This is a genomic window from Edwardsiella tarda ATCC 15947 = NBRC 105688 (assembly GCF_003113495.2).
Taxonomy (GTDB): Bacteria; Pseudomonadota; Gammaproteobacteria; order Enterobacterales; family Enterobacteriaceae; genus Edwardsiella; species Edwardsiella tarda.
In genome coordinates this window covers 3,480,785-3,503,305 of the sequence record NZ_CP084506.1, presented here as the reverse complement: position 1 = coordinate 3,503,305, position 22,521 = coordinate 3,480,785, and the positions used below count along the sequence as shown (strand labels likewise).

The following is a 22,521-nucleotide window of genomic DNA, read 5'->3' as shown; positions in this document are numbered from 1 at the left end:
TTTAGTGACTCCGTAACGGCAGATAGGGTAATAGCAGCTGTAACAATCGCTGCAGCGCGCCCTGATTCTGGTGCAAGACTTCGACGGCGTGGCGGCCATACCACAAACGGTAATCTTCATCCGTCAGCAGGGTGGTGATCTCTCCAACTAACGCCTCGCCATCAGCGACAGAGATCAAGCCATCGGCCTGCTGTAGTTTGGCGCAAATATCCTTGAAGTTAAAGGTATGGGGTCCCATCAGTACTGGAATAGCGTGTGCTGCCGGCTCGAGGGGATTGTGCCCACCCCGCTCGACCAGACTCCCACCAACGAAGGCTAAATCGGCGATGCCATACAGTAACATCAGCTCCCCCATACTATCGCCGATGACCACCTGCGTCTGGGGCGTGGGGATCTGACCGCTACTGCGCATTAGGTAGTTGAAGCCCCCTTTTTGGGTCAGCTGCTCTGTCTCTTTAAAACGTTCAGGGTGACGTGGTACGAGGATCAACAGTAAGTCGGGGAACTGGGCGAGCAAGCGGCGGTGTGCTTGCAGCATGATGGCCTCTTCCCCTTGATGCGTACTAGCGGCGATCCAGACTTTACGGTGCGGAGCCCATTGGCGGCGTAGGGTAACGGCTCGGGCTGCCAGTTCGGGGGTAACGGAAATATCGAATTTGATGCTGCCTGTTACCGCCAGTTGACTTCGCTTGAGTCCGAGATCGATAAAGCGCTCGCCATCCTCTTGGTTCTGTGCCGCGATCAGGGTGATTTTCCCCAGCAGACGACGCATGAAGCCACCCAGTTTGCTATACCCCTGAGCCGAGCGTGCGGAAAGACGAGCATTGGCGATGACGAGCGGAATCTGGCGTTGATGCAGCGCGGCGATCATGTTGGGCCATAGCTCGGTTTCCATCACGATGACCAGCTTGGGACGCACGGTATTTAAGAAACGTCGCATGGCACCCGGCAGATCATAGGGAAGATAGACGTGATGGACATCCTTGCCAAAGGCCGACATCACTCGCTCCGAGCCTGTCGGGGTCATGGTCGTGACGGTGATCGGTAGGGTTGGATAACGGTGGCGCAGCGCGCGCACCAATGGAATCGCGGCCAGCGTTTCCCCGACCGAGACCGAATGCAGCAAGATCCCGCCCGGTACAACCTTGTTACGGCAGAAGCCATAGCGTTCGCCCCAGCGTTTGCGGTAAGCCGGTGATTTTCGGCTACGCAGCAGGAGTCTAAGCCAGATTAGAGGCTGAATGAGATAGAGCAGTACGGTATATAACGATTCCAAGCTTGTATCCGTTATCTTTATAGTATTGGCGGGCAAATTCTAAGCATTTACCTACTTTAATGCCATTATTTTACCGATTTTCCCCGGATTTCCATATTGCGAGCAATGGGGGAAGAGACACGATCACATGTATACGGTGTGCGAGATCATACCGTATAAGACACGGCTTGTTTTTCATGGTGCACCGAGGCGGCGGTAATGCATACAGACACTGTCAACATCGTATTTCAGTAGTGCATTGTTATCGATAGTTTGAGGATGGTAATAAATATCCAATAAAGTCTTGGCTAAAGCATGAACATCAGGGGAGCAGAGCCCTCGAGCTAGTTCACCTGTTAGAATTTCGGCCGGCCCACCAGGACACCGAGTACTGACAACGGCGGTGCCTAGCGCGAGTGCCTCAACAAGTACATTACCGAATCCCTCACTATCAGAACTGACGACCAGTAATCTTGCGTGACGGATCCAGGGATAAGGATTCGCCTGAAAGCCTTGAAATAATACGCGCTGCTCTAATCCTAATTTTTTAACCAGAGCGCGGAGCCGAGACTCTTGTTCGTGAGTCCCCTGCCCGAGTAAAACGAGTGGATCGGTGATGCCACTTTCTGCATAGGCTTCTAACAGCCGATCGTGACGTTTAGCCTGATGGAATCGTCCGACATGGATCAGGTAATCTTGTCCCAAAAGAGGGCAAGGCGCTTCACTAGCTTGGCGAATAGCCGCGAGATCGAATGGGTTGGGGATGACTTGTAGTTGCGCAGGCGTAATGTTGAATTGTGCGCATAGGTCATGCCCAACGGCTTGTGATACAGCGACGATACGACGATTTTGGTAAACTTGGCGGATCTTTTTCTGCTTTAGCCAACGGTCAAAACCATGACGGTGGCCAAGATAGGAGGTGGAGAAAACACCATGCAGACAAAACCATAGGTTATGGTTTCGTAGCGCCTCACTCCGTGCGACGATACGATCGGTTTTATGCAGATTAGATAAGACTAAATCGTAATGGCCATCTTGCTCGGCTCGGTAGATCTCCGCATCTAGTTGGCGTGCGCGACGCGATAGCTCCGTCAATTTTCGCCAAGGGAAGCGGCAATGATCATGGATCACTCGGTAATCGATATTGGCAGGCAGTGAATACTGACAAATGTCGCGTAAGGAAAACAGGGAGACCTTATCACCTTGGGTAAGAAACTGCTGGGCTAAGGTGAGTACTACCTTTTCCGCGCCGCCACCGGGTAGGCCGTCGATAATAAATAAAATACGCATTTACTTCACCAGCTGTTGATACAGCGTAATCAGTTGGGCAGAGAGATGTTCGGCGCTACAAGACATAATCTGTGAGCGAGCCTGTTTGCTTGCGTGAGAGCCTAGCGCTTGTGTGGGTAACGCCATGATCGCTTCACGTAGCGCGACAATGTCCAAGGCATCGCAGACATAGCCATTCTCACCATTACGGATAAACTCAGCGCCGCCACAGCCTGTGCTAGTGATCACGGGTAGACCGCAAGCCATTGCTTCTAAAATGACGTTAGGAAACGGGTCGTAGAGTGTAGGCAACAATAAACCATCGGCCATTTGGTAGAAGGGCAGCGTTTCTGTTTGTACCCCTAAGAAGCGTACACGTTCGGCGCAGCCTAAGGTACGCGCCAGTGCTTGATAACGCGCCTCTTCTTTATCCTTGCCGACCACCAGTAAGTAACGTGGCGTGGGAGCGAGTGCCTCAATTGCCGCCCGTAGCCCCTTGCGTTCAAAACCGGAACCGACATAGATCAGACAAGTGGCTTCCTGTGGGATCTGCCACTGGCGACGCAGTGTTGCCCGTAGCGTCTCATCAGGCGGCAGAAAACGCTGATGATCGATAGCATTATAGATGACATGGATCTTTTCATCCGGGAGGCCGAAATCCTCCATAATCTCCCGCTTAATCATCGCGGCGTTACAGATGACGGCGCGCAGTTCCGGTGCCTGATACATGGCGCGCTCTGCCTCCATCACATAACGGTGGTAGCGATCATGCCACAGGAGGCGGGCCTTCCATCCCGGTAGGATCCGCGCTCGCTGCATTAACCAGCGTTGGTGGACGCCATCCCCGGCACGATAGAGGTCACAGCCGGGAATACGCTCATGGCTTTGTACCAGATCGAAGCGCTGGTGTTGCCAGAGGGCGCGAGCGGCATGGGCGAAACCACGCTCCCGACTGATTCGTCCCCATTTCCTCGGATCGCAGAGATGAATATGCCAATCAGGTTTGATCGGGCCTTGCCATTGACGAGTGATAACATTTAGCTCGATGTCATGACTATCCAATGCCTCAAGCGCGCGAGAGACAAAACGTTCAGCACCGCCATCTGGACGATACTTCTGCCGTACGAGGGCCAGTCGAAATTGGGTCATGCGAGTAATCTCTTGGCCGCGCTAATGACGGCATCGCTGGGGATTAAGTCCAAATAGCGCTCCTCGGTTTGAGTATCGATGGCATCCGGGTCGGGCAATGCGCCAAAATCACCGGCCCAGATGACCTCACCTTGAGCTTGCCAAGGTCGCCAGAAGGTAAGTTTCGAGGGGCCGAACAAAGCGACTAGTGGTGTTTGCAACGCCGCTGCCATATGCATAGGAACTGAATCGACGCCGATAAACAAGCGGGCGTGGTCGATAGCCGCCGCTAATTGACGTAGTGTGAGTCGCCCCGCTAGGCTCGTGATATTGGCGCCGGGACAGCCCTGTATGATCCGCGCAATCATTGCTAATTCGCGTTCATCGGGGCCCGAGGTGAGTAGAATGTGTTGTCCGGACTGTGATAGCGCGTTAATGACCTCACTCATCCGCGACTCTTGCCAGCATTTAAAGAACCAGCGAGAGGTCGGTTGGATGACGATGTAACTTGTGGGCCACTCCTTGGGAAGAAGCGCTTGCACCTGTTGCCAGTCCTGTTGCGTATAGCCCATGGTGACGCGCGGATCGATGTCAGGTAGTGCTAGAGGCGCGAGGATCGTCAGATTCTGCTCGACGGTATGCAACCGCCCATGATCTGCTGTACTGATCAGGTGGGTATGGCTACGTCGCCATAGTGGATGGCGGCGCTTGGTAAAATCGAAGCCGAGACGCACGGGTGCCGCGCTAAGCCTGGTGACGATGGCGCTGCGCCATTGATCGGCCAGGTTGACCACCAGATCATACTGCTGTGCACGCAGTGTGCGCAGTAATCGCCACTCTTGGCCGAGTTGATAACGTATCCCCTGTCTTTTCCACTGGCGATCGATGCAATAGATCTGGTGGATGTCGGGGTTGGCAGAGAGCATTTCCCGTGTTTCTGCATACAGTAAAACATCTATCTCGGCGGCTGGATAGTGCTGCTTTAGCGTATTAATGACAGGTGTAATCAATAGCATATCGCCATGATGACGCAGCTTGATAACCAGAATACGCTGAGGAGAAAATGCGACGGGAAGCGTCGGGTTCGATGCCATGCTTTTGCCTTTTCCTGCGGTTTGACCTTTGATTTTAGTGGATAAGGTCGGTGGGGAGAAGTGTTGTGGCGGTTTTAAAGCAATTGTTCTACCATGGGCGAAAGATTAGGCTTGAGGAAGACGTATTAATATGAGCCAGCCTGCATTTATCATTACCATCGATACTGAGGGTGATAATCTGTGGCAGAACCACGATCGGATCACGACAGAGAATGCCCGTTATTTACCTCGCTTTCAGCAGCTATGCGAAAAATATGGCTTTAAGCCGGTTTATCTGACCAATTATGAAATGGCCAGCGATCCTACCTATGTTGCGTTTGCCCGTGATGTGATTGCACGCGGGTGCGGCGAGGTGGGTATGCATTTACACGCCTGGAATAGCCCTCCAGAAATTCCACTTACCGATAACGATTGGGCTAATAAACCCTATCTAATTGAATATCCTGATGATGTAATGCGGCAAAAAGTCGATTATATGACCCATTTATTGGAGGAGACGTTCCAAACGAAAATGGTCAGTCATCGTGCGGGACGTTGGGCGATGAATGCCTTCTATCTACAGTTGCTGCTGGAGTATGGCTATCGGGTGGATTGTTCGGTTACGCCACGCGTCGACTGGCGTGGTGCTAAAGGCGCACCGCAAGGGGATGGTGGGAGTGACTATCGGCACTATCCAGATAAAGCCTATTTTGTCGATACCCGTGATTTGCGCCTAGAGGGTGACTCTTCATTACTTGAAGTACCGATGAGTACGCGTCTCAAGCACTCGCCATTCTTTAATCAATTGCGTACAAGTTATGATCGCCTGCGTGGCAAGCGTCGTCCGCCGTCGGTTCAGTGGGTACGTCCTCGAGGCGGGAACCTGCCAGAGATGCAGCGCGTGGTGGATTACCATCTCGAGCAAGGTCGGGACTATGTCGAATTTATGCTGCATTCATCGGAGTTTATGCCGGGAGGAAGTCCGACCTTCCGCAATGCGCAGGATATTGAACAGCTGTATCACGATCTCGAGGCCTTGTTTACTTGGTTGGCGCCACGCGTACAAGGGGCGACCTTAGCTGAGTATTATCAGATGAAATGCGCACAGCGAGCGCCTGCGTAGTCATATTCACGTAGGTCGCTCATCACGTATGACAAGGGAGGCGAAAGCCTCCCTTAGTCGTTTAGCGACGGGTAGGATCCGTAGCCTCTTGTGCCCATGTCATCAGATGTTGGCAGAGGGCTTCGGCCAGTGCGTTGAAGTCTCTACTGGCTGCGGCATGCTCTTGGGCACCTTGGCTAAGACGCTGGTAGACTTCAGGATGGTGATAGAGATATTCGATGCTGTCGGCGAGTTGTACGGGCGATAGCATGAGTGGTGGCGTCAACCGATCGTGTTGTGGGTCGTATACTAAGGGAGCAAAGTGGGTTGAGGCACCACAAAGATCAGCATACTGTTGTACCGAGAGTTCGGGGGTTAGACACAGCCCAGTATGCTGGTGGCGTACCGTCTCTGGTAATCCATCGATATTGCTGGTGATCGTCGGGACACCATAGGTTCCTGCCTCGAGCGCGGCTAACGATGCGGTCTCATGCATGGATGGGCAGAGATAGAGATCGAGTCGTTCATAAAATGCTCCCATATCACTGACAAACCCCATTAGGGTCGTATTTTGTTCAACGTGTAGTGTTTCTCTCAGACGAGAGAGGTAGTCGGCTTCATTACCGACACCGGCGATATAACAGTGGTGCGGAATATTACGTCGCGCTAGCTCTTGGGAGGCCAGTAATAGGAGTCCAAGGCATTTCAGCGGCACCAGACGTCCGGCGCTGCCGAAGATGATGGGTTGACCGGTTACCCGTGGTGGTTTGATGGTGTGAGTGTGCGCTAAGCGGCGTGGCGCATTGGGTTCGATCGTGATCGGTTGAGTAATGTGATGTTTCAGCTCTAGCATCCGTTTACAGGCATGGGAGACGGCTAGGCAGTGGGTGACGTGAGCAAAGAAGCGTGTCGGTAGTGAAGGCGTGTGCTGATACCATGACATTCCATGCTCATAATAGACGATTGGGACGTTGGCAAGATAGCGCGCGGTACGCGCGTTAGAAAGATGCCACTCAGTAAACTGATTCCAGATTATGATGACGTCAGGATGGATCTGGCGAATGATACGTAGGCGGTTCCAGGCGCGAAAAATTTTGGGGCGGTTCGGTAGACTGAGCTGACCATAGCGCTTGATCGGGCGCAGATGTACCTGGGATAGGCCCTGTAATCGAGGACGTAATGCTGAGGCAATGCCTTGGTGCTCCATCACCAGTGTGTGCTGCATGTGCGGGTAGGCTTGCACAGCGTAGTGTAGAAAATCGCAAAACATTGTTTCGACACCACCGACATTGCGCAGATCGATCAGATGAATGAGATGGTAGGTCATATTCGAGTCATTATTCATATAATAATTTTTTTATAAAAATAAACTATGATAATAAATTACCATATAAATCTTAGCAGTAGATCTGCTTAGATACTATTTATCTATTCATCCTCTTATTTTATCGTATTATTCCCCCTCAGTATTAGCCTGAGGGGGGCAGATTATTTCGCTAATATCGCTTGGTAGAACGTGATCATTTCCTTCATCATGTGGTCAAAGGTCATATATTTCTGCGCATACTCATAGGCATTTTCGCGTAGAGTCGCGCGTAATTGGGGCTGTTCGATCAAACGACGGATGGCGTTAGCTAATGCCTGAGCATCATGAGCCGGGCAGAGGAGGCCAGTGTGCTCATTACTAATCATTTCCGGTAATCCGCCCGTGGTGGTGGCGACAATATTTTTCTTCATCAGGAAGGCCTGAGAGACTAAACGTGTCTGGGCCTCTGTTGCGACGGAGGCAATAACGACAATGTCAGCGATAGCCAGATAGTTTTCGATATCGTTGTGGTAGCCGAGAAAGCGGATCTGTTGACCGAGGTAGGGTTGAGCGAGATTAAGCACATGCTGTTTGAACTCTACCGTTTGACTGGTTGACTCTCCTACTTGGATACAAGTAAGTGGTAAGCCTTGATCCAGCAGTTTTTTGCAGGCTTCGATATAATAATTTTGCCCTTTATCTGGGCGGATCATCCCGATGTTGGCCACGACGATATCATCCGTGGCGATCCCCAGCTGTTGGCGTAGCGTCTGTACGTCATGAGATGGTGAGAAGCGGAGCGGATCGACGCCAGCGGGAGCGACCAGTGTCTTATCTTGGTTAGGGATGCCTAGCGTCTCCAGCATATCCTGAATCTTCTTGGCGGTCGTGATGATGCCGTGGTTGCCATGTTTCCATACCAGTCCATGCAGCCCGCTGATTTTTATCGGATCGGTCACATGGCGTGAACGGATCACCTTGACCCCTGTCAACAGCTTGACCAACGCACCATAGACCGCATCACGACTGCCATGACAATCCAAGATAGCAATCCGTTGTGTACGGATAAACCTCAGTAGCGGTGCAAGGGTCTTTGGGTGTATCGACCCGCGCACGCGAATAGCGAAGGTCGGTAAGTTTTTCTCCTGAGCCTTGGCGAGGATTGCCGAGCCAGGTCGAGCAATAATCCAGGTCGGGTAGCCATGCTGGTTGAGCCATTCGGCTTGCTCAACGATGCGTAACTCCTGGCCTCCCCAATCCATCGAGGTTTCAAAGTGGGCGATATTCATATTCAGCTCTCTGGCTTCCTAGTACTAATGATAGTGCGATGCAGATTAAATATAGTGTCGTTGCCTCTTGACTAAAAAATAGGACATCGCTGAGACCAAATCCGATGAGGCTGACGGTACATAAAAATAGCAATGGGTTTCGTTGTATCAGGCTGGTTAGAAGGAGTGATAGATAGACTATCATTAGCAGTAGAGTACCCCATAGCCCCTGTAATGAGAGAGTCTCAATGATCTCATTATGGAGATGTACGCCCAGGAATTGCATGATAAATGAGCTTATCTGTTTGTGCTCGACAGCGTTTTGAACAAGTGTATAGCGGCTTTCCGCTGATTGTCCTAGGGGGTGGTGTTTAAATACATAGATCCCAGCATGCCACATGGCGAAGCGGGAGCTAAACGAGCCAGAGGCGGTGGTAATGTTATAGCTTTTCGCCTCTTGGATTGCGGAGGCCATACGCGGCTCGATTATCGGTCGATAACTTAGTGCCATAATCCCTATCAGGACACCAAGGATGAGAGCGATAGCTTTCCAGCTAACTCGCTTACGTAACATCCAAAATGTCGTGGTTAACGCTAAGACTAAGTAGACTAAGATAGCAGCGCGTGTTTGTGTTAATAGAATGGTTATGGCTGAAGCACATAGATTAAATAATGCTAATAATAGACCTGTTGACCGACTTACCTGCTCCAGACATAAGTAAAGGCTAATTAAGAAAATAGGAGTGATGATATATGCGGTAGCGGTCGCCCTATTCGTTGATAGCTCAATCCGTCCCATGCCAAGAATAGAAAATTGATAAAGGGCATAGCCGAGTATTATGATCGGTAATACTTTAAGTAGAGTCAGGATGAATCGTGATTGTGAAAGTATTTTTAACGGTTCACGTAGCAAGAATACCGCATATATAATAAAAGCGCCGATAATCAACCTCTTACTTGTTGATTTGTAGGCATAATAGATACCATCCAACGTATGGTCATGATGCTGAAAATAGCAGGCCCAGAGGAGACGCGCGATACCAAATACGAGCAGGCTACCAGGAATGAGAAGGTTAATATAGCTGTTGCTATTTCCTTTATTATTAAATAGATTTAATATGATATAGATTATACATAGATAACCACAGATATAGAAAATATCTCTTGTCCAAGGGCTAGAGAACGAGGCGAGACAAAACCCAAGTATTAACATAAAAAAAATAATAGTAGAGATATATTTATTTTTCGTTATCATAAGAATGATCTCAATTTTAAAGCAAGGTACATTTTTTTTCTGCTAAATCTTACCTTAGGACATAGTAAATAATTAATACCATTGATTTTAACTAACTTTTCCGTAAGGTAAGGTGGTATTTTATGACTTCTTGTCCTGGAGATAAAGTCTGAAATTGATTTAACTAGGAGTGCTTCGAATAGATAACGTTGTGTCGAGTTTTCGATAAAAAAAGGTTCTATTCTATCGAATGCGTTAAATATTAGGAGAATTTTCTCTCCATACTTATCATCAGATAAACTATTCTCTCTTTTTCTATATTGATAGCAAATAGTGTCGCTATAGATGATCTTCTTGGCATTATGAATAGCGTAAGCAACGGTGACGATATCTTCATAGCAGACTAAATCAGGAAACATATCATTATCTAATAATGACCGGCGAATAAATTTGCCAGCAATATGTCCTTCGATAATCTTATGATTAAGGTAGAGTTCTTTGGCTGAAGACTTATCAATATGCTTTTCGTTATTGTTTATTTCTACATTTTTTAGGTTGAGCTCGCCTCTGACTTCCTCGATCGGCGTGATAAGCAAATCAAAGTTAATTTCTGTTACTTTTTCGAGTAGCCATGTCAAAGCGTTTTGCTTCAGTGCATCATCACTGTCAAGGATCGTGATATATTCGCCCTGACAATGGGTGAAAGCAAATTTCTTTACTTTACCAACATTATGAAAATTAACCGAGAATACTTTCTTGGTAAAGTTTTTCGCTGGGAAATTATTAATGATGTCTAAAGAGTTATCGGTGGAACCATCATTAACAATGATCGCCTCGACGCACTCAGGGCGACAATCTTTATCTAATGCCTGTTCGAGGCTTTGTAAACAGGTCAATATATAGTCGGCCGAGTTATGTACGGCAATAATGATGGATAATATCGGGTTAGCTATCACGTTTTTCTCAATTTATTTTGATTTGTTGACTCACGCGCACAGCGGTTAAATCCTGTAGGCGCCCGCTGGGCGAGATAAGCGATACCTGCTCCATCCCATAACCCCCGATCAGCCCCGGATCGGTAGGGCCATACAGCGTGATATTCGGCCGATCCAGCGCGGCGGCCAGATGACTGAGGCCGGTATCGACGGAGACTACTTGGCTGGCACCGGCCAGTACGCTGGCTACCTCGGCCAGAGTCATCTTCGGCAGTACCTCGACATGCGCAAACCCGGCGGCCAGACGTAGGGCGCGCTGACGCTCATGCTCTGCTCCCCATGGCAGCTTAATCCGTTGCGAAGTATGCTGGCCAACCCAGGCGATCAGCGCTCGCCAGTGTGTCTCCGGCCAATGTTTTTCATCGCGGGTCGTGGCGTGCAGAAACACCATATACTGGCCGGCATCGCCGGGTAGTTGCTGAGTAAAGTGCTGGGCTATGGCATAGTCACCATGCGGTGACGGCAACGAGTAACCTAGGCTTTGTGCCACGAGCTGGCGGGTACGCTCGACGGCATGTTGCTGACGAGGAACGGCATGACGGCGATCATAAAACAGGCTCGCCAGTGGCTCGCGAGCACTGGCGCGATCGAAGCCGTGTTTGATGCCGTATGCTTGGCGCGTGACCAGCAGCGCGCTTTTTAGCAAGCCTTGGGCGTCGATGATCGCATCGTAGCGTTCCTGACGCAGTAGGTGCTTAAATGTCCGCCACTCATGACGAGTTTGGGCGCTGAACGGCGCCTTGCGCCAGCGTCGAATGGCGACCGGGATCACGCGTTCGACCGCCGCATGCCAGCTAGGAATTTGGGCAAACCCCTCTTCGACCACCCAGTCGACCTGTAAGTCGGGGATCGCCCGTTGAGCGTCAGTCAGCGCAGGCAAGGTGTGAATGACATCTCCCATCGAGGAGGTTTTTACCATCAGGATGCGCACTGGACTTCCCCACTATTTGCCTGTGCGGCGTCGCGTAGCAAAGCGAGCAGCGTTTGTTCGACGCGATCTGGTGTGATATCGATCAGGCTCTGGTGGTAGCCGGTTTCGCCCTTCCCGCGTCGGACTTTATGATAGCCGGAGATCAGCCGGATCACTTGGGCATGTGGGCTCAACGGTGGCGTGAAATCTGGGCTACTGGGCCCATAGAGTGCCACTAGCGGTTTATCAAGGGCCGCGGCAACATGCATCAATCCAGAGTCATTGCTGACGATGGCTTGGCAGGCGGCGATCAGCGTCACGGCCTGGTCTAGCGTAGTATGTCCCGCCAGATTTAAACAGTACTCGCGACTCTCCTCCGCCAACGCTTGGCGAATGTCCTCACCAGCCGAGTGATCCTTGGCGGAGCCAAACAGAGCGATCTGATAGCCCTGGGTGATAAGTCGTTGTGCGAGTACGGCATAGTGATAGTGAGGCCAGCGTTTTGCTGGCCCAAATTCGGCGCCTGGGCAGAAGCCGATCACTGGACGATGATCGGTCAGATTGAAGGCGGCGGCGGTTTCGGCGATCTCTTCATCGCGTACCTGGAGAGCAGGATAGCGCAAGGGCTGGGGTAGATCGCTGGCGCGTCGTACGCGCGTGGCGGGGTAGGCCAGCGCTACATAACGTTCGACCATCCGTGGAAAGGCCGACTTATCGAGTGGACGCAGATCATTCAAGAGGCCATAACGCATCTCTCCCTTCCAACCGATACGCAAAGGAATACGAGCGAAGAAGGGAATCAATGCCGATTTGAATGAGTTGGGTAGCACATAAGCGCGATCATATTCTCGCTCACGCAGTTGGTGCCCCAGACGGTAGCGCTCAGCGAGCCCTAGGCTACCATGCCCCAGAGGCATGGGGATCGCGTCATGCACCTCAGGCATGCGCTCAAGGAGCGGACGGCACCAGTTGGGTGCCATCACATCGATTTCTGCCTCGGGGTACTCCGCCTTCAGGGTACGGTATAGACTCTGCGACATCATCATATCACCGACCCAAGACGGTCCGATCACCAGTATTTTCATACTGTTAGAAATTCCTTACGCTATTAGGGCTTACGGTTTAGCCATTCCATGTATTCGCGTACACCCTGGGCGACGGTTTTAAACGGTTGAGTATAACCGGCCGCGCGCAACTGAGTAGTATCCGCCTGAGTAAAGGCCTGATAATGTCCCTTTAGTTTATCTGGGAAGGGGATATAGACCACATTCCCCTTCTGGTGATAATCAACGACGGCATCGGCGACGGCCTGGAAGGATTCGGCGTTGCCGGTACCACAGTTGAAGATCCCAGAGACGCCGTTCTCCCAGAACCACAGGTTAACGTCTGCGACGTCGCCGACATAGATGAAGTCACGGCGGAAGTTTTCACTGCCTTCGAATAGCTTCGGCTCTTCACCATTATTGATCTGAGTATTCAGATGGAAAGCGACACTCGCCATGCCGCCCTTGTGGCCCTCACGTGGCCCATAAACGTTGAAATAGCGAAAGCCACAGATCTGCGATTCGACGTGCGGTAGGATGCGGCGCACATACTGGTCGAAGAGAAACTTAGAATAGCCGTAGACGTTCAACGGCCCCTCGTAGCGGCGATCCTCCACGAACTTATCGGTCATGCCGTAGGTGGCGGCAGAGGAGGCATACAGGAAGGGGATCTGGCGCTCTAGGCAGTAGTGCAACAGCTCTTTCGAGTACTGGTAGTTATTGTCCATCACATACTTGCCATCCCACTCGGTGGTGGAGGAGCAGGCGCCTTCATGGAATACCGCTTCGATATCACCGAAATCATCACCCGCAACGATCCCGGCAATGAAATCCTCTTTGTCCATATAGTCGGTGATATCCAGGTCGACCAGGTTAACAAACTTGGTACCATCCTTGAGGTTATCCACCACCAGAATATCGGTATAGCCTTTATCGTTCAATGCCTTAACGATGTTGCTGCCGATCATGCCGGCGCCGCCAGTGACAATAATCATGAGGTTTACCTTTCAATGAGCTAACGAGAGCGCGCGCAGCGCTGATAGATGGTGCCATCATAACATTTCATGGCTTGGCAATCAGCGCCGAGGGCACGCTTGTTAAGCAAAAAGCGTGTTAAGGAGACGGATTACGTCCCGTCAGCGGAATCACTTTGTGACCTATTCTCGCTTGCCCCGTCACGTGACGTGATAGATGCTGCATTTTTACCATTATAGAAGTTACGAACTCGTTTCAATACTGTTTCAGCAGTAAGATGCTGCTACGTACGCGGAAGCTAGCATATCGAACCCAGGAGAGACCCCATGTCTGCGGATTTTTACCAGCAACTTACACAGCAGCTCGAGACGACACGAGCTGACGGGTTGTACAAGAATGAGCGCATCATTACCTCAGCCCAACAAGCGGAGATCGCCGTGGCTGATGGTAGCCATGTCTTAAACTTCTGTGCCAATAACTACCTAGGGTTAGCGAATCACCCTGCGCTGATCGCTGCCGCTAAGGCGGGCATGGACAGTCATGGCTTCGGTATGGCGTCGGTGCGTTTTATCTGTGGCACTCAGGATAGTCATAAGGCGTTGGAGCAGCAAATTGCCACCTTCTTAGGCATGGAAGACGCCATCCTTTATTCCTCTTGCTTCGATGCTAACGGTGGTTTATTTGAGACCCTGTTAGGGCCGGAGGATGCGATTATCTCCGATGCGTTGAATCATGCCTCCATTATCGATGGCGTGCGTCTGTGTAAGGCACGACGCTATCGCTATGCAAACAACGATATGGCCGAACTGAAATCGCGGTTGACGCAGGCTCGCGCCGAGGGCGCCCGCCATATCCTGATCGCCACCGATGGGGTGTTCTCCATGGATGGCGTGATCGCCGATCTGAAGTCGATTTGTGATCTGGCGGATGAGTATGGTGCCTTGGTGATGGTGGATGACTCGCATGCGGTTGGATTCGTCGGCTCCCACGGGCGCGGTACTCATGAATACTGCGGAGTGATGGGGCGAGTCGATATTATCACAGGCACTTTGGGTAAAGCGCTGGGGGGAGCCTCTGGCGGCTACACCGCCGCGCGTAAAGAGGTGGTCGAATGGCTGCGTCAACGCTCACGCCCCTATCTGTTTTCTAACTCACTGGCTCCCTCGATCGTTGCCGCCTCGATGCAGGTGCTGACCCTCTTAGCTCAGGGAGATGCGCTGCGTGCTCGGCTGTGGGATAACGCCCGCCTGTTCCGTGAGAAGATGACCGCAGCCGGTTTTACCTTAGCGGGTGCCGATCATGCCATTATTCCGGTGATGCTGGGGGACGCTAAGTTGGCACAGCGTTTCGCCGACCTGCTATTACAAGAAGGGATTTATGTGACGGGTTTCTTCTATCCGGTGGTACCGCAGGGGCAGGCGCGTATCCGTACCCAAATGTCGGCGGCGCATACGCCAGCACAGATCGAGCAGGCCGTAGACGCCTTTATTCGTGTCGGTAAACAACTTGGCGTGATCGCCTAAGGAGGCATGATGAAAGCTTTATCCAAATTATATGCGGAAGAAGGTATCTGGATGACCGATGTCCCATTGCCGCAATTGGGGCATAACGACATCATGATCAAGATCCGTAAGACGGCGATCTGTGGCACCGATGTGCATATCTATAACTGGGATGACTGGTCGCAGAAGACGATCCCGGTACCGATGGTAGTTGGTCATGAGTATGTGGGTGAAGTGGTCGCTGTTGGCCAAGAGGTTAGCGGTTTTCGCATCGGCGATCGCGTCTCTGGCGAGGGGCATATCACCTGTGGGCACTGTCGCAATTGCCGTGCCGGTCGCACCCATCTGTGCCGTAATACCATTGGGGTCGGTGTCAATCGCCAGGGCGCATTCGCCGAGTATCTGGTGATCCCGGCCTTCAATGCTTTCAAAATTCCAGACAATATCTCTGACGAGTTGGCGGCGATTTTCGATCCTTTCGGCAATGCGGTGCATACGGCGCTCTCTTTCGACCTGGTTGGCGAGGATGTCTTGGTCTCCGGTGCGGGGCCGATCGGCATCATGGCGGCGGCGGTGTGCCGTCATGTGGGGGCGCGTCATGTGGTGATCACCGACGTGAATGACTATCGCCTCGATTTGGCGCGTAAAATGGGGGTCACGCGGGCAGTTAACGTCAGTCGCGACGCCTTAGCGGACGTGATGCAGGAGTTGGGCATGACGGAGGGCTTCGATGTGGGGCTAGAAATGTCCGGTGCGCCGGCGGCTTTCCGTACCATGTTGGAGACCATGAACCATGGCGGTAAGATCGCCATGTTAGGTATCCCACCGGGCAATATGGCCATCGATTGGAACCAGGTGATCTTTAAGGGACTGGTGATCAAAGGGATCTATGGACGGGAGATGTTTGAAACGTGGTACAAGATGGCGGCGTTGCTACAATCGGGTCTCGATCTAACCCCGATCATTACTCATCGTTACGCGATCGACGACTTTCAGCAAGGGTTTGCCGCGATGCGCTCGGGTCACTCTGGCAAGGTGATCCTCGACTGGGCATGAGTCCCGTGTAGTTTCTCCTTTTCATCATGTATTCCCCACCGTCTGCGACTTGCGGCGGTGGGCCATTACCCCCGTTGCAATGTCTGTAAGAGCCGATCGACGGCGCGATAGCTCAGCGCTTCAGCCAGATGGCGTTGGGCGATAGTCTCGACGCCCTCCATGTCCGCGAGTGTACGAGCGACCTTGAGCAGCCGGTGCCAAGCGCGTACCGATAAACCGAGGCGTGTCAGGGCCTGTTCTAGAAATTGTGCATCGTGTGTACTCAGGCGGCAGACACGATCGCGCTCTGCGCCCTCGAGATGAGCATTCAACTGACCACTGCGAGCATACTGCCGATCACGGACAGCGGTAACGCGTTGGCGTAGTGTGGCACTGTCTTCGCCCGTCGCTCGTTGGCTGGCCAATACTCCCGCGGGTAATAGGGGGACATCAATCGAGAGATCGAAGCGGTCGAGCAGCGGCCCAGAAAGGCGAGAGAGGTAGCGCAGTACCTGATTCGGTGTGGTGCGTCCTCCCGCACTGCTCCCAAATCCCGCATTGCTGGGATTCATCGCCGCAACCAATTGTACGCGGGCGGGAAAGCTGACTTTGATCTGGGCACGGGAGAGGTGGACAACACCTGACTCTAACGGCTCGCGCAGTGCATCTAAGGTACGTCGATCGAACTCGGCTAATTCATCAAGGAAGAGTACGCCGTGATGCGCCAGAGAGATCTCTCCAGGACGCGGCAAGGATCCGCCGCCGATCAGCGCTGCCATCGAGGCGCTATGGTGCGGTGCGCGAAAGGGGCGTACGCCATAGCGTGTCTGCGTCGAACCTGGATATGCCAGGCTGCTGATGGCGGCCTGCGCTAACGCCTCATCGCTGGTCATCGGTGGCAGGATCCCCGGTAGGCGATAGGCCAGCATCGTTTTACCGGTACCCGGTGGCCCAAGCAGTAGCAGATTATGCCCTCCGGCGGCGGCGATCTCCAGGGCGCGCCGCGCCTGCGCTTGACCGATGATATCAGCCATGTCCCCCTGCTGTGCATAGTCGTTACTGGGTAGACAGCGCGCTGGTCTTTCCAATGTGGCGTTTTCACTGAGGAAGGCGCAGACGGCAAGTAGGGATGGGGCGATGAAGGGACGCGGTGCAGGCAACAGCCCGAGCTCACCGGCGTTGCCACTGGGGGCGATTAAGGTTCGTCCCGCCTGTGTGGCTCTCAGTGCGGCCGGTAGAATACCGGGTACTGGGCGGAGTTCACCGGAGAGGGCGAGCTCACCCATAAACTCATATTGATGCTCGGCGTGCACGCTGGAGAGTTGCCCTGCAGCGAGCAATAGGGCCAGTGCCATGGGAAGATCGTAACGACCACCCTCCTTCGGTAGGTCGGCGGGAGCCAGGTTGAGGGTGATGCGCTTAGCCGGAAACTGGAATCCGCTGTTTAGGATGGCACAACGCACACGATCTTTTGCCTCACGCACCGCCGTCTCTGGGAGGCCAACCAGAGTAAAACCCGGCAATCCATTGCCGATATGTGCCTCGATCCTGACTTCGGGTGCTTGCATGCCGAGGGCGGCACGGGTGTATACGCTGGCCAGTGTCATGGTGACTCTCCTTATCGCTCCTATCATGGCGCAAGGGGATCGGCTGTGTGTGACTATCCAGTGAGGCTGTGCACCGTTACGCAAAAAGAGTTACGTAAACGTAACAAGTTTTCACACTTCAACACCAAAAATAACCCATTGCTGATTTACTCGGCACTCCCTCTCGCTTACTTTAACAAAAGTAATACAAAAAGCTGACACTCGGCCAACAATATAGACAATGATTCATGGCGCAGGGTGTGACAACAGCAGATATCACCTCACTACCCTACTGAAAGGAAACACATTATGTTTGCTTGGTCTCCCCAGCAACGGCACGTTGCTATCGCCAGTTTTTTAAGCTGGACACTGGATGCATTCGATTTTTTTATCTTGGTTTTTCTATTAAGCGACATCGCTAGCGCCTTCCATGTCGACGTAGAGCAGGTGACGCTGGCCATCTTGTTGACGCTGGCCGTGCGGCCGATTGGGGCGTTGATCTTTGGTCGAGCCGCTGAGAAGTATGGGCGTCGTCCTATCCTGATGTTGAATATCATCTGTTTTTCAGTCTTTGAATTGTTGTCGGCGGCGGCACCATCGCTGAGGATTTTCCTGTTGTTGCGGGTACTGTATGGCGTGGCGATGGGGGGGATCTGGGGGGTTGCCTCGTCATTGACCATGGAGACGATACCCGATCGCTCGCGTGGCTTGATGTCGGGTATTTTTCAGGCGGGTTATCCCTTTGGATATTTATTAGCGGCGGTGATCTATGGGTTATTCGCTCAGTGGTTAGGATGGCGCGGCATGTTTGTGATTGGCGCGATTCCGATCGTGTTGTTGCCCTATATTTACTTCTATGTGCCGGAATCGCCGGTCTGGCTAGCGGCGAAGGCGCACCGTCAGAGTGGCATGCCGTTATGGCCGGTGTTGCGACACAACTGGAAGCTGTGTATTTACCTGGTCGTGTTGATGGCAGCCTTCAATTTCTTCAGTCACGGCACGCAGGATCTCTATCCGACTTTCCTCAAAGTTCAGCATGGTTTCTCGGCTAATGTCATCAGTATCATCGCGGTTAGCTACAATATCGCCTCTATCGCCGGTGGGATTTTCTTCGGTACGCTCTCGGAGCGTATCGGCCGTAAGCGTGCCATCATGTTGGCTGCCTTACTGGCATTGCCGGTGATCCCGTTGTGGGCTTTCTCTGGCGGTTCACTGATGTTGGGGATCGGTGCCTTTCTGATGCAGTTTATGGTACAGGGTGCGTGGGGCGTTATCCCAACCTACCTGAATGAACTGGTGCCAGCGAGTGCGCGAGCGGTTTTACCGGGTTTTGTCTACCAATTGGGCAATCTTCTGGCCTCAGTGAATGCGACCCTTCAAGCTTCGATTGCCGCCCATCATGGGCAAAATTATGCGTTGGCGATGGCGATTACGGCGGGGAGTGTCGCCGTGATTATCGCTATTCTGATCTCCTTCGGGCGAGATACCCGTGGGGTAGCGATGGCGGAGAAAAGCTCCGAGTAAAATTAATCTTGAACCTACTGATAACTCAACGGTTTGTTCAAAATTGTGCCAGAAGTGGCGTAATCGGTGTACAAAAAAAGGTTGTCAGTGCGTGAACTTCTATGATAACTGTTTAAACACTGAGTAACGAAACAACAGATTTCACTATTTATGAGCCTACTTGTCCAAGTGATTAGCCTAGTCGTGATTAGCGTGGTGGTGATTATTATTCCACCGTGCGGGGCTGCACTTGGACGAATAAAGGCTTAGTAATCAGGCCTGAGTCAAAAAAGAGCCCCCGCACCATCCGGTTCGGGGGCTCTTTTTTTTTACGCTGTAACCGTTCGGGCAGGGATGTCAGGATTCAGAATAAAATTCTGTGATTTAGGGTTATATCGGAGAGTTAATCATGAATGGAGCGCAGTGGGTAGTACAAGCGTTGCGTGCTCAAGGGGTGAGTCAGGTATTTGGCTATCCCGGTGGTGCCATCATGCCGTTATACGATGCGCTGTACGATGGCGGCGTGGCGCACTTACTGTGTCGACATGAACAAGGAGCGGTGATGGCCGCGATCGGTTATGCCCGAGCCAGTGGCCGTGTCGGTGTTTGTATCGCGACCTCTGGCCCCGGCGCGACCAATCTGATCACTGGCTTGGCCGATGCCATGATGGATTCGGTTCCGCTGGTTGCGATTACCGGTCAGGTTGCTTCGAGCTTGATCGGTACCGATGCTTTTCAGGAGATGGATGTCCTGGGGTTATCGTTGGCATGTACCAAACATAGCTTTATGGTGACGTCACTGGCCGAGTTACCCGAGATCATGGAGCAGGCGTTTGCCATCGCCACCCAGGGGCGCCCGGGCCCGGTGTTAATCGATATTCCCAAGGATATTCAACTGGCGCAGGGCGAGCCTGCTGCGTCATTACGCAGCGTCGATGTGATACCGGATGCGTGTCCGTCGGAAGAGGTCGCACAAGCGCGCGCGCTATTGGCCGCCGCCCAGCGCCCGGTGTTATATGTGGGAGGCGGTGTGGGGATGGCCAATGCGGTCCCTGCGTTACGGGCATTGGTCGCATGTAGTGGCTTGCCCGTGGCGGCGACGCTGAAGGGATTGGGCGCGGCAGACGATGCGCATCCCGGCTATCTGGGGATGCTGGGCATGCACGGTAGTAAGGCGGCTAATTTAGCGGTGCAGCAGTGCGATCTGTTGTTGGCCGTCGGAGCCCGCTTCGACGATCGCGTCACTGGACGCTTGAATGCCTTTGCGCCACAGGCCCGTGTGATCCACCTGGACATCGATCCGGCAGAGTTGAATAAGCTGCGTCAGGCGCACGTAACCCTGTGTGGCGAGTTGACGCCGCTCCTGTCGGCGTTGACGATGCCGCTTTCCATCGCCCCCTGGCTGCAACACGTCGCACAATTAAAGGCGCAACACGTCTGGCGTTACGATCACCCAGGCGAGGCCATTTATGCCCCCTTGTTTTTACGCCAGCTCTCCGAGCGTAAGCCAGCACGGGCGGTGGTGACCACCGATGTGGGCCAACACCAGATGTGGAGCGCTCAACATATGCGTTTCGCGCAGCCGCACGACTTCATCACCTCCAGCGGACTGGGCACGATGGGATTCGGTATTCCTGCCGCCGTCGGTGCGCAGATGGCTCGTCCTGACGATTGTGTGATCTGCGTTTCTGGCGATGGTTCATTCATGATGAATGTGCAGGAGTTGGGCACCATCAAGCGGGCACAGTTGCCGCTGAAGATCGTCTTGCTGGATAACCAGCGGCTGGGAATGGTGCGCCAGTGGCAGCAACTGTTCTTCGATGCGCGCTACAGCGAAACCGATCTCTCTGATAACCCCGATTTTCTCACCCTGGCACAGGCGTTTGGCATTCCCGGGCAACGTATCAGCCGTAAGGCGCAGGTCGCGGATGCGCTGGAGGCCTTGCTGACGACACCGGGTCCGTACCTGTTACAGGTCACTATCGATGAATTCGAAAATGTCTGGCCGCTGGTGCCGCCGGGCGCTGGCAATGAATCCATGCTGGAGAGCGTATCATGATGCAGAACCCTTCATCCCAACACTATCTGGCGATCCAGGCGCGTCGTCGTCCGGAGATCTTAGAACGCGTGCTGCGTGTGGTTCGCCACCGCGGTTTTGAGATCTGTGCCATGCATATGGCCCAAGATGGCGAGTGCGACAGCGTCAATATTGAGCTGACCGTTGCCAGCGCTCGTCCCGTCAGCCTGCTGTCGTCTCAGTTGAGCAAATTGCTGGATGTGGCACAGGTTGAGGTGCGCGCCCTCGCTCCCCGGCCCATGATGCCTTGTCGTCAGGCGTTAGGCTGAGTTATCCCCCTTATTACATCAGGCGCAGGTCGCCACAAGGAATAGCACAATGACCACCAAGAAAGCGGATTACATCTGGTTTAACGGCGAAATGGTGCCCTGGGGCGAGGCCCGGGTTCATGTGATGTCTCACGCGTTGCATTACGGTACTTCGGTCTTTGAGGGGGTACGTTGTTATGACACGCATCGCGGTCCAGCCGTCTTCCGCCATCGGGAACATATGCAGCGTTTACACGACTCGGCACGCATCTATCGTATGCCGCTCGCCTACAGTGTCGATGAGTTGATGGCTGCCTGCCGAGAGACCTTACGCCGTAATCAACTGACCAGCGCCTATATTCGCCCGTTGGTCTTTATCGGCGATGTGGGCATGGGAGTGAATCCCCCGGATGGCTATCAGACGGATGTCATCATCGCCGCCTTCCCTTGGGGGGCTTATCTGGGTGAGGAGGCGTTAGATCAGGGTATCGATGCGATGGTCTCCTCTTGGCATCGTGCGGCACCGAATACCATTCCGACCGCCGCCAAGGCGGGTGGCAACTACCTCTCTTCATTGTTGGTAGGCTCAGAGGCGCGTCGTCATGGTTATCAGGAGGGGATCGCGCTGGATGTTCACGGTTACGTTTCCGAAGGGGCGGGCGAAAATCTGTTTGTGGTCAAAAACGGCGTGATTTTTACCCCGCCGTTTACGTCGGCGGCCTTACCGGGGATCACCCGTGACGCCATCATCACCCTGGCCAAGGCGCAGGGGCTGGAGGTTCGTGAGCAGGTGCTGTCGCGCGAGGCGCTATACCTGGCCGATGAGATCTTTATGTCGGGAACGGCGGCAGAGATCACCCCGGTGCGTAGTGTCGATGGCATTCAGGTGGGGATCGGACGTTGTGGCCCGATTACCAAGCGGGTACAGCAAGCTTTCTTCGGCCTGTTCAACGGCCAAACCGAGGATCGTTTCGGCTGGTTGGACGCGGTCAACTCCTAAACCCGGCGTGAG

20 protein-coding genes are annotated in these 22,521 nt (G+C 53.0%); 8 read left to right on the top strand and 12 right to left on the bottom strand.

All coding sequences use genetic code 11. The annotated features are described in order from the left end of the window. Position 1: 1 nt before the first annotated feature. The 4 genes from waaA to rfaQ all read right to left on the bottom strand — a co-directional run bounded on the left by waaA (position 2) and on the right by rfaQ (position 4,746). Positions 2-1,276, bottom strand: a complete 1,275-nt coding sequence (waaA, locus tag DCL27_RS16205; RefSeq protein ID WP_035597610.1) for a lipid IV(A) 3-deoxy-D-manno-octulosonic acid transferase — start codon at positions 1,274-1,276, stop codon at positions 2-4. A gap of 174 nt (positions 1,277-1,450) precedes the next feature. Continuing rightward, positions 1,451-2,545 carry a glycosyltransferase gene (locus DCL27_RS16200; RefSeq protein ID WP_035597607.1) on the bottom strand — a complete coding sequence of 365 codons (1,095 nt, stop codon included), beginning with the start codon at positions 2,543-2,545 and terminating at the stop codon, positions 1,451-1,453. Beyond that, a complete protein-coding gene (locus tag DCL27_RS16195; protein ID WP_047060678.1) occupies positions 2,546-3,673 on the bottom strand; it encodes a glycosyltransferase family 4 protein in 1,128 nt (375 codons plus the stop codon). Continuing rightward, positions 3,670-4,746: a putative lipopolysaccharide heptosyltransferase III gene (rfaQ, locus tag DCL27_RS16190; RefSeq protein WP_005290080.1), complete on the bottom strand. Its 1,077-nt coding sequence runs from the start codon at positions 4,744-4,746 to the stop codon at positions 3,670-3,672. Before rfaQ ends, DCL27_RS16195 begins: the two co-directional genes overlap by 4 nt. Positions 4,747-4,876: 130 nt before the next feature. Here rfaQ and DCL27_RS16185 point away from each other — a divergent pair, with 130 nt between their 5' ends. Further along, on the top strand, positions 4,877-5,848 hold the full coding sequence (locus DCL27_RS16185; protein ID WP_005290082.1) for a polysaccharide deacetylase family protein: 972 nt from the start codon (positions 4,877-4,879) through the stop codon (positions 5,846-5,848). A 61-nt stretch (positions 5,849-5,909) separates the two neighbouring features. Here the strand turns inward: DCL27_RS16185 and DCL27_RS16180 are convergent, their stop codons facing one another. The 7 genes from DCL27_RS16180 to rfaD all read right to left on the bottom strand — a co-directional run bounded on the left by DCL27_RS16180 (position 5,910) and on the right by rfaD (position 13,578). Further along, on the bottom strand, positions 5,910-7,154 hold the full coding sequence (locus DCL27_RS16180) for a glycosyltransferase (protein WP_223931165.1): 1,245 nt from the start codon (positions 7,152-7,154) through the stop codon (positions 5,910-5,912). A gap of 161 nt (positions 7,155-7,315) precedes the next feature. Then, positions 7,316-8,422: a glycosyltransferase family 4 protein gene (locus tag DCL27_RS16175; RefSeq protein ID WP_005290087.1), complete on the bottom strand. Its 1,107-nt coding sequence runs from the start codon at positions 8,420-8,422 to the stop codon at positions 7,316-7,318. Next, the gene (locus DCL27_RS16170; RefSeq protein WP_035597601.1) at positions 8,403-9,656 is read right to left on the bottom strand and encodes an O-antigen ligase family protein; all 1,254 of its coding nucleotides are present in this window, start codon (positions 9,654-9,656) and stop codon (positions 8,403-8,405) included. Before DCL27_RS16170 ends, DCL27_RS16175 begins: the two co-directional genes overlap by 20 nt. After that, positions 9,653-10,591 carry a glycosyltransferase family 2 protein gene (locus tag DCL27_RS16165; protein ID WP_035597598.1) on the bottom strand — a complete coding sequence of 313 codons (939 nt, stop codon included), beginning with the start codon at positions 10,589-10,591 and terminating at the stop codon, positions 9,653-9,655. Before DCL27_RS16165 ends, DCL27_RS16170 begins: the two co-directional genes overlap by 4 nt. A gap of 7 nt (positions 10,592-10,598) precedes the next feature. Further along, on the bottom strand, positions 10,599-11,561 hold the full coding sequence (gene rfaC / locus DCL27_RS16160; RefSeq protein ID WP_005297088.1) for a lipopolysaccharide heptosyltransferase RfaC: 963 nt from the start codon (positions 11,559-11,561) through the stop codon (positions 10,599-10,601). Then, the gene (rfaF, locus tag DCL27_RS16155; protein WP_035597595.1) at positions 11,549-12,625 is read right to left on the bottom strand and encodes an ADP-heptose--LPS heptosyltransferase RfaF; all 1,077 of its coding nucleotides are present in this window, start codon (positions 12,623-12,625) and stop codon (positions 11,549-11,551) included. Before rfaF ends, rfaC begins: the two co-directional genes overlap by 13 nt. A gap of 23 nt (positions 12,626-12,648) precedes the next feature. Continuing rightward, on the bottom strand, positions 12,649-13,578 hold the full coding sequence (gene rfaD, locus DCL27_RS16150) for an ADP-glyceromanno-heptose 6-epimerase (protein WP_035597592.1): 930 nt from the start codon (positions 13,576-13,578) through the stop codon (positions 12,649-12,651). A 306-nt stretch (positions 13,579-13,884) separates the two neighbouring features. On the opposite strand from rfaD, the gene DCL27_RS16145 reads away from it, so the two are divergent. Together DCL27_RS16145 and tdh are read left to right on the top strand one after the other, a co-directional pair. Beyond that, complete coding sequence (locus DCL27_RS16145) at positions 13,885-15,081, top strand: glycine C-acetyltransferase (protein WP_005290100.1); 1,197 nt, start codon at positions 13,885-13,887, stop codon at positions 15,079-15,081. Between the two features lie 9 nt (positions 15,082-15,090). Continuing rightward, positions 15,091-16,116, top strand: coding sequence for an L-threonine 3-dehydrogenase (tdh, locus tag DCL27_RS16140; protein ID WP_035597589.1), 1,026 nt, complete (start codon positions 15,091-15,093; stop codon positions 16,114-16,116). Between the two features lie 65 nt (positions 16,117-16,181). Here the strand turns inward: tdh and DCL27_RS16135 are convergent, their stop codons facing one another. Beyond that, positions 16,182-17,702: a YifB family Mg chelatase-like AAA ATPase gene (locus DCL27_RS16135; RefSeq protein ID WP_035597586.1), complete on the bottom strand. Its 1,521-nt coding sequence runs from the start codon at positions 17,700-17,702 to the stop codon at positions 16,182-16,184. Between the two features lie 288 nt (positions 17,703-17,990). On the opposite strand from DCL27_RS16135, the gene DCL27_RS16130 reads away from it, so the two are divergent. From DCL27_RS16130 to DCL27_RS16110, 5 genes are all read left to right on the top strand, one after another. Then, complete coding sequence (locus DCL27_RS16130) at positions 17,991-19,205, top strand: MFS transporter (RefSeq protein WP_035597583.1); 1,215 nt, start codon at positions 17,991-17,993, stop codon at positions 19,203-19,205. 150 nt (positions 19,206-19,355) lie between these two features. After that, complete coding sequence (ilvL, locus tag DCL27_RS16125; protein WP_071526333.1) at positions 19,356-19,454, top strand: ilv operon leader peptide; 99 nt, start codon at positions 19,356-19,358, stop codon at positions 19,452-19,454. Between the two features lie 139 nt (positions 19,455-19,593). Next, complete coding sequence (gene ilvG, locus DCL27_RS16120; RefSeq protein ID WP_035597580.1) at positions 19,594-21,243, top strand: acetolactate synthase 2 catalytic subunit; 1,650 nt, start codon at positions 19,594-19,596, stop codon at positions 21,241-21,243. After that, positions 21,240-21,530 carry an acetolactate synthase 2 small subunit gene (gene ilvM, locus DCL27_RS16115; protein ID WP_005290111.1) on the top strand — a complete coding sequence of 97 codons (291 nt, stop codon included), beginning with the start codon at positions 21,240-21,242 and terminating at the stop codon, positions 21,528-21,530. The genes ilvG and ilvM overlap by 4 nt, the downstream gene beginning before the upstream one ends. A 49-nt stretch (positions 21,531-21,579) precedes the next feature. After that, on the top strand, positions 21,580-22,509 hold the full coding sequence (locus DCL27_RS16110; RefSeq protein WP_005290114.1) for a branched-chain amino acid transaminase: 930 nt from the start codon (positions 21,580-21,582) through the stop codon (positions 22,507-22,509). Positions 22,510-22,521: the final 12 nt, after the last annotated feature.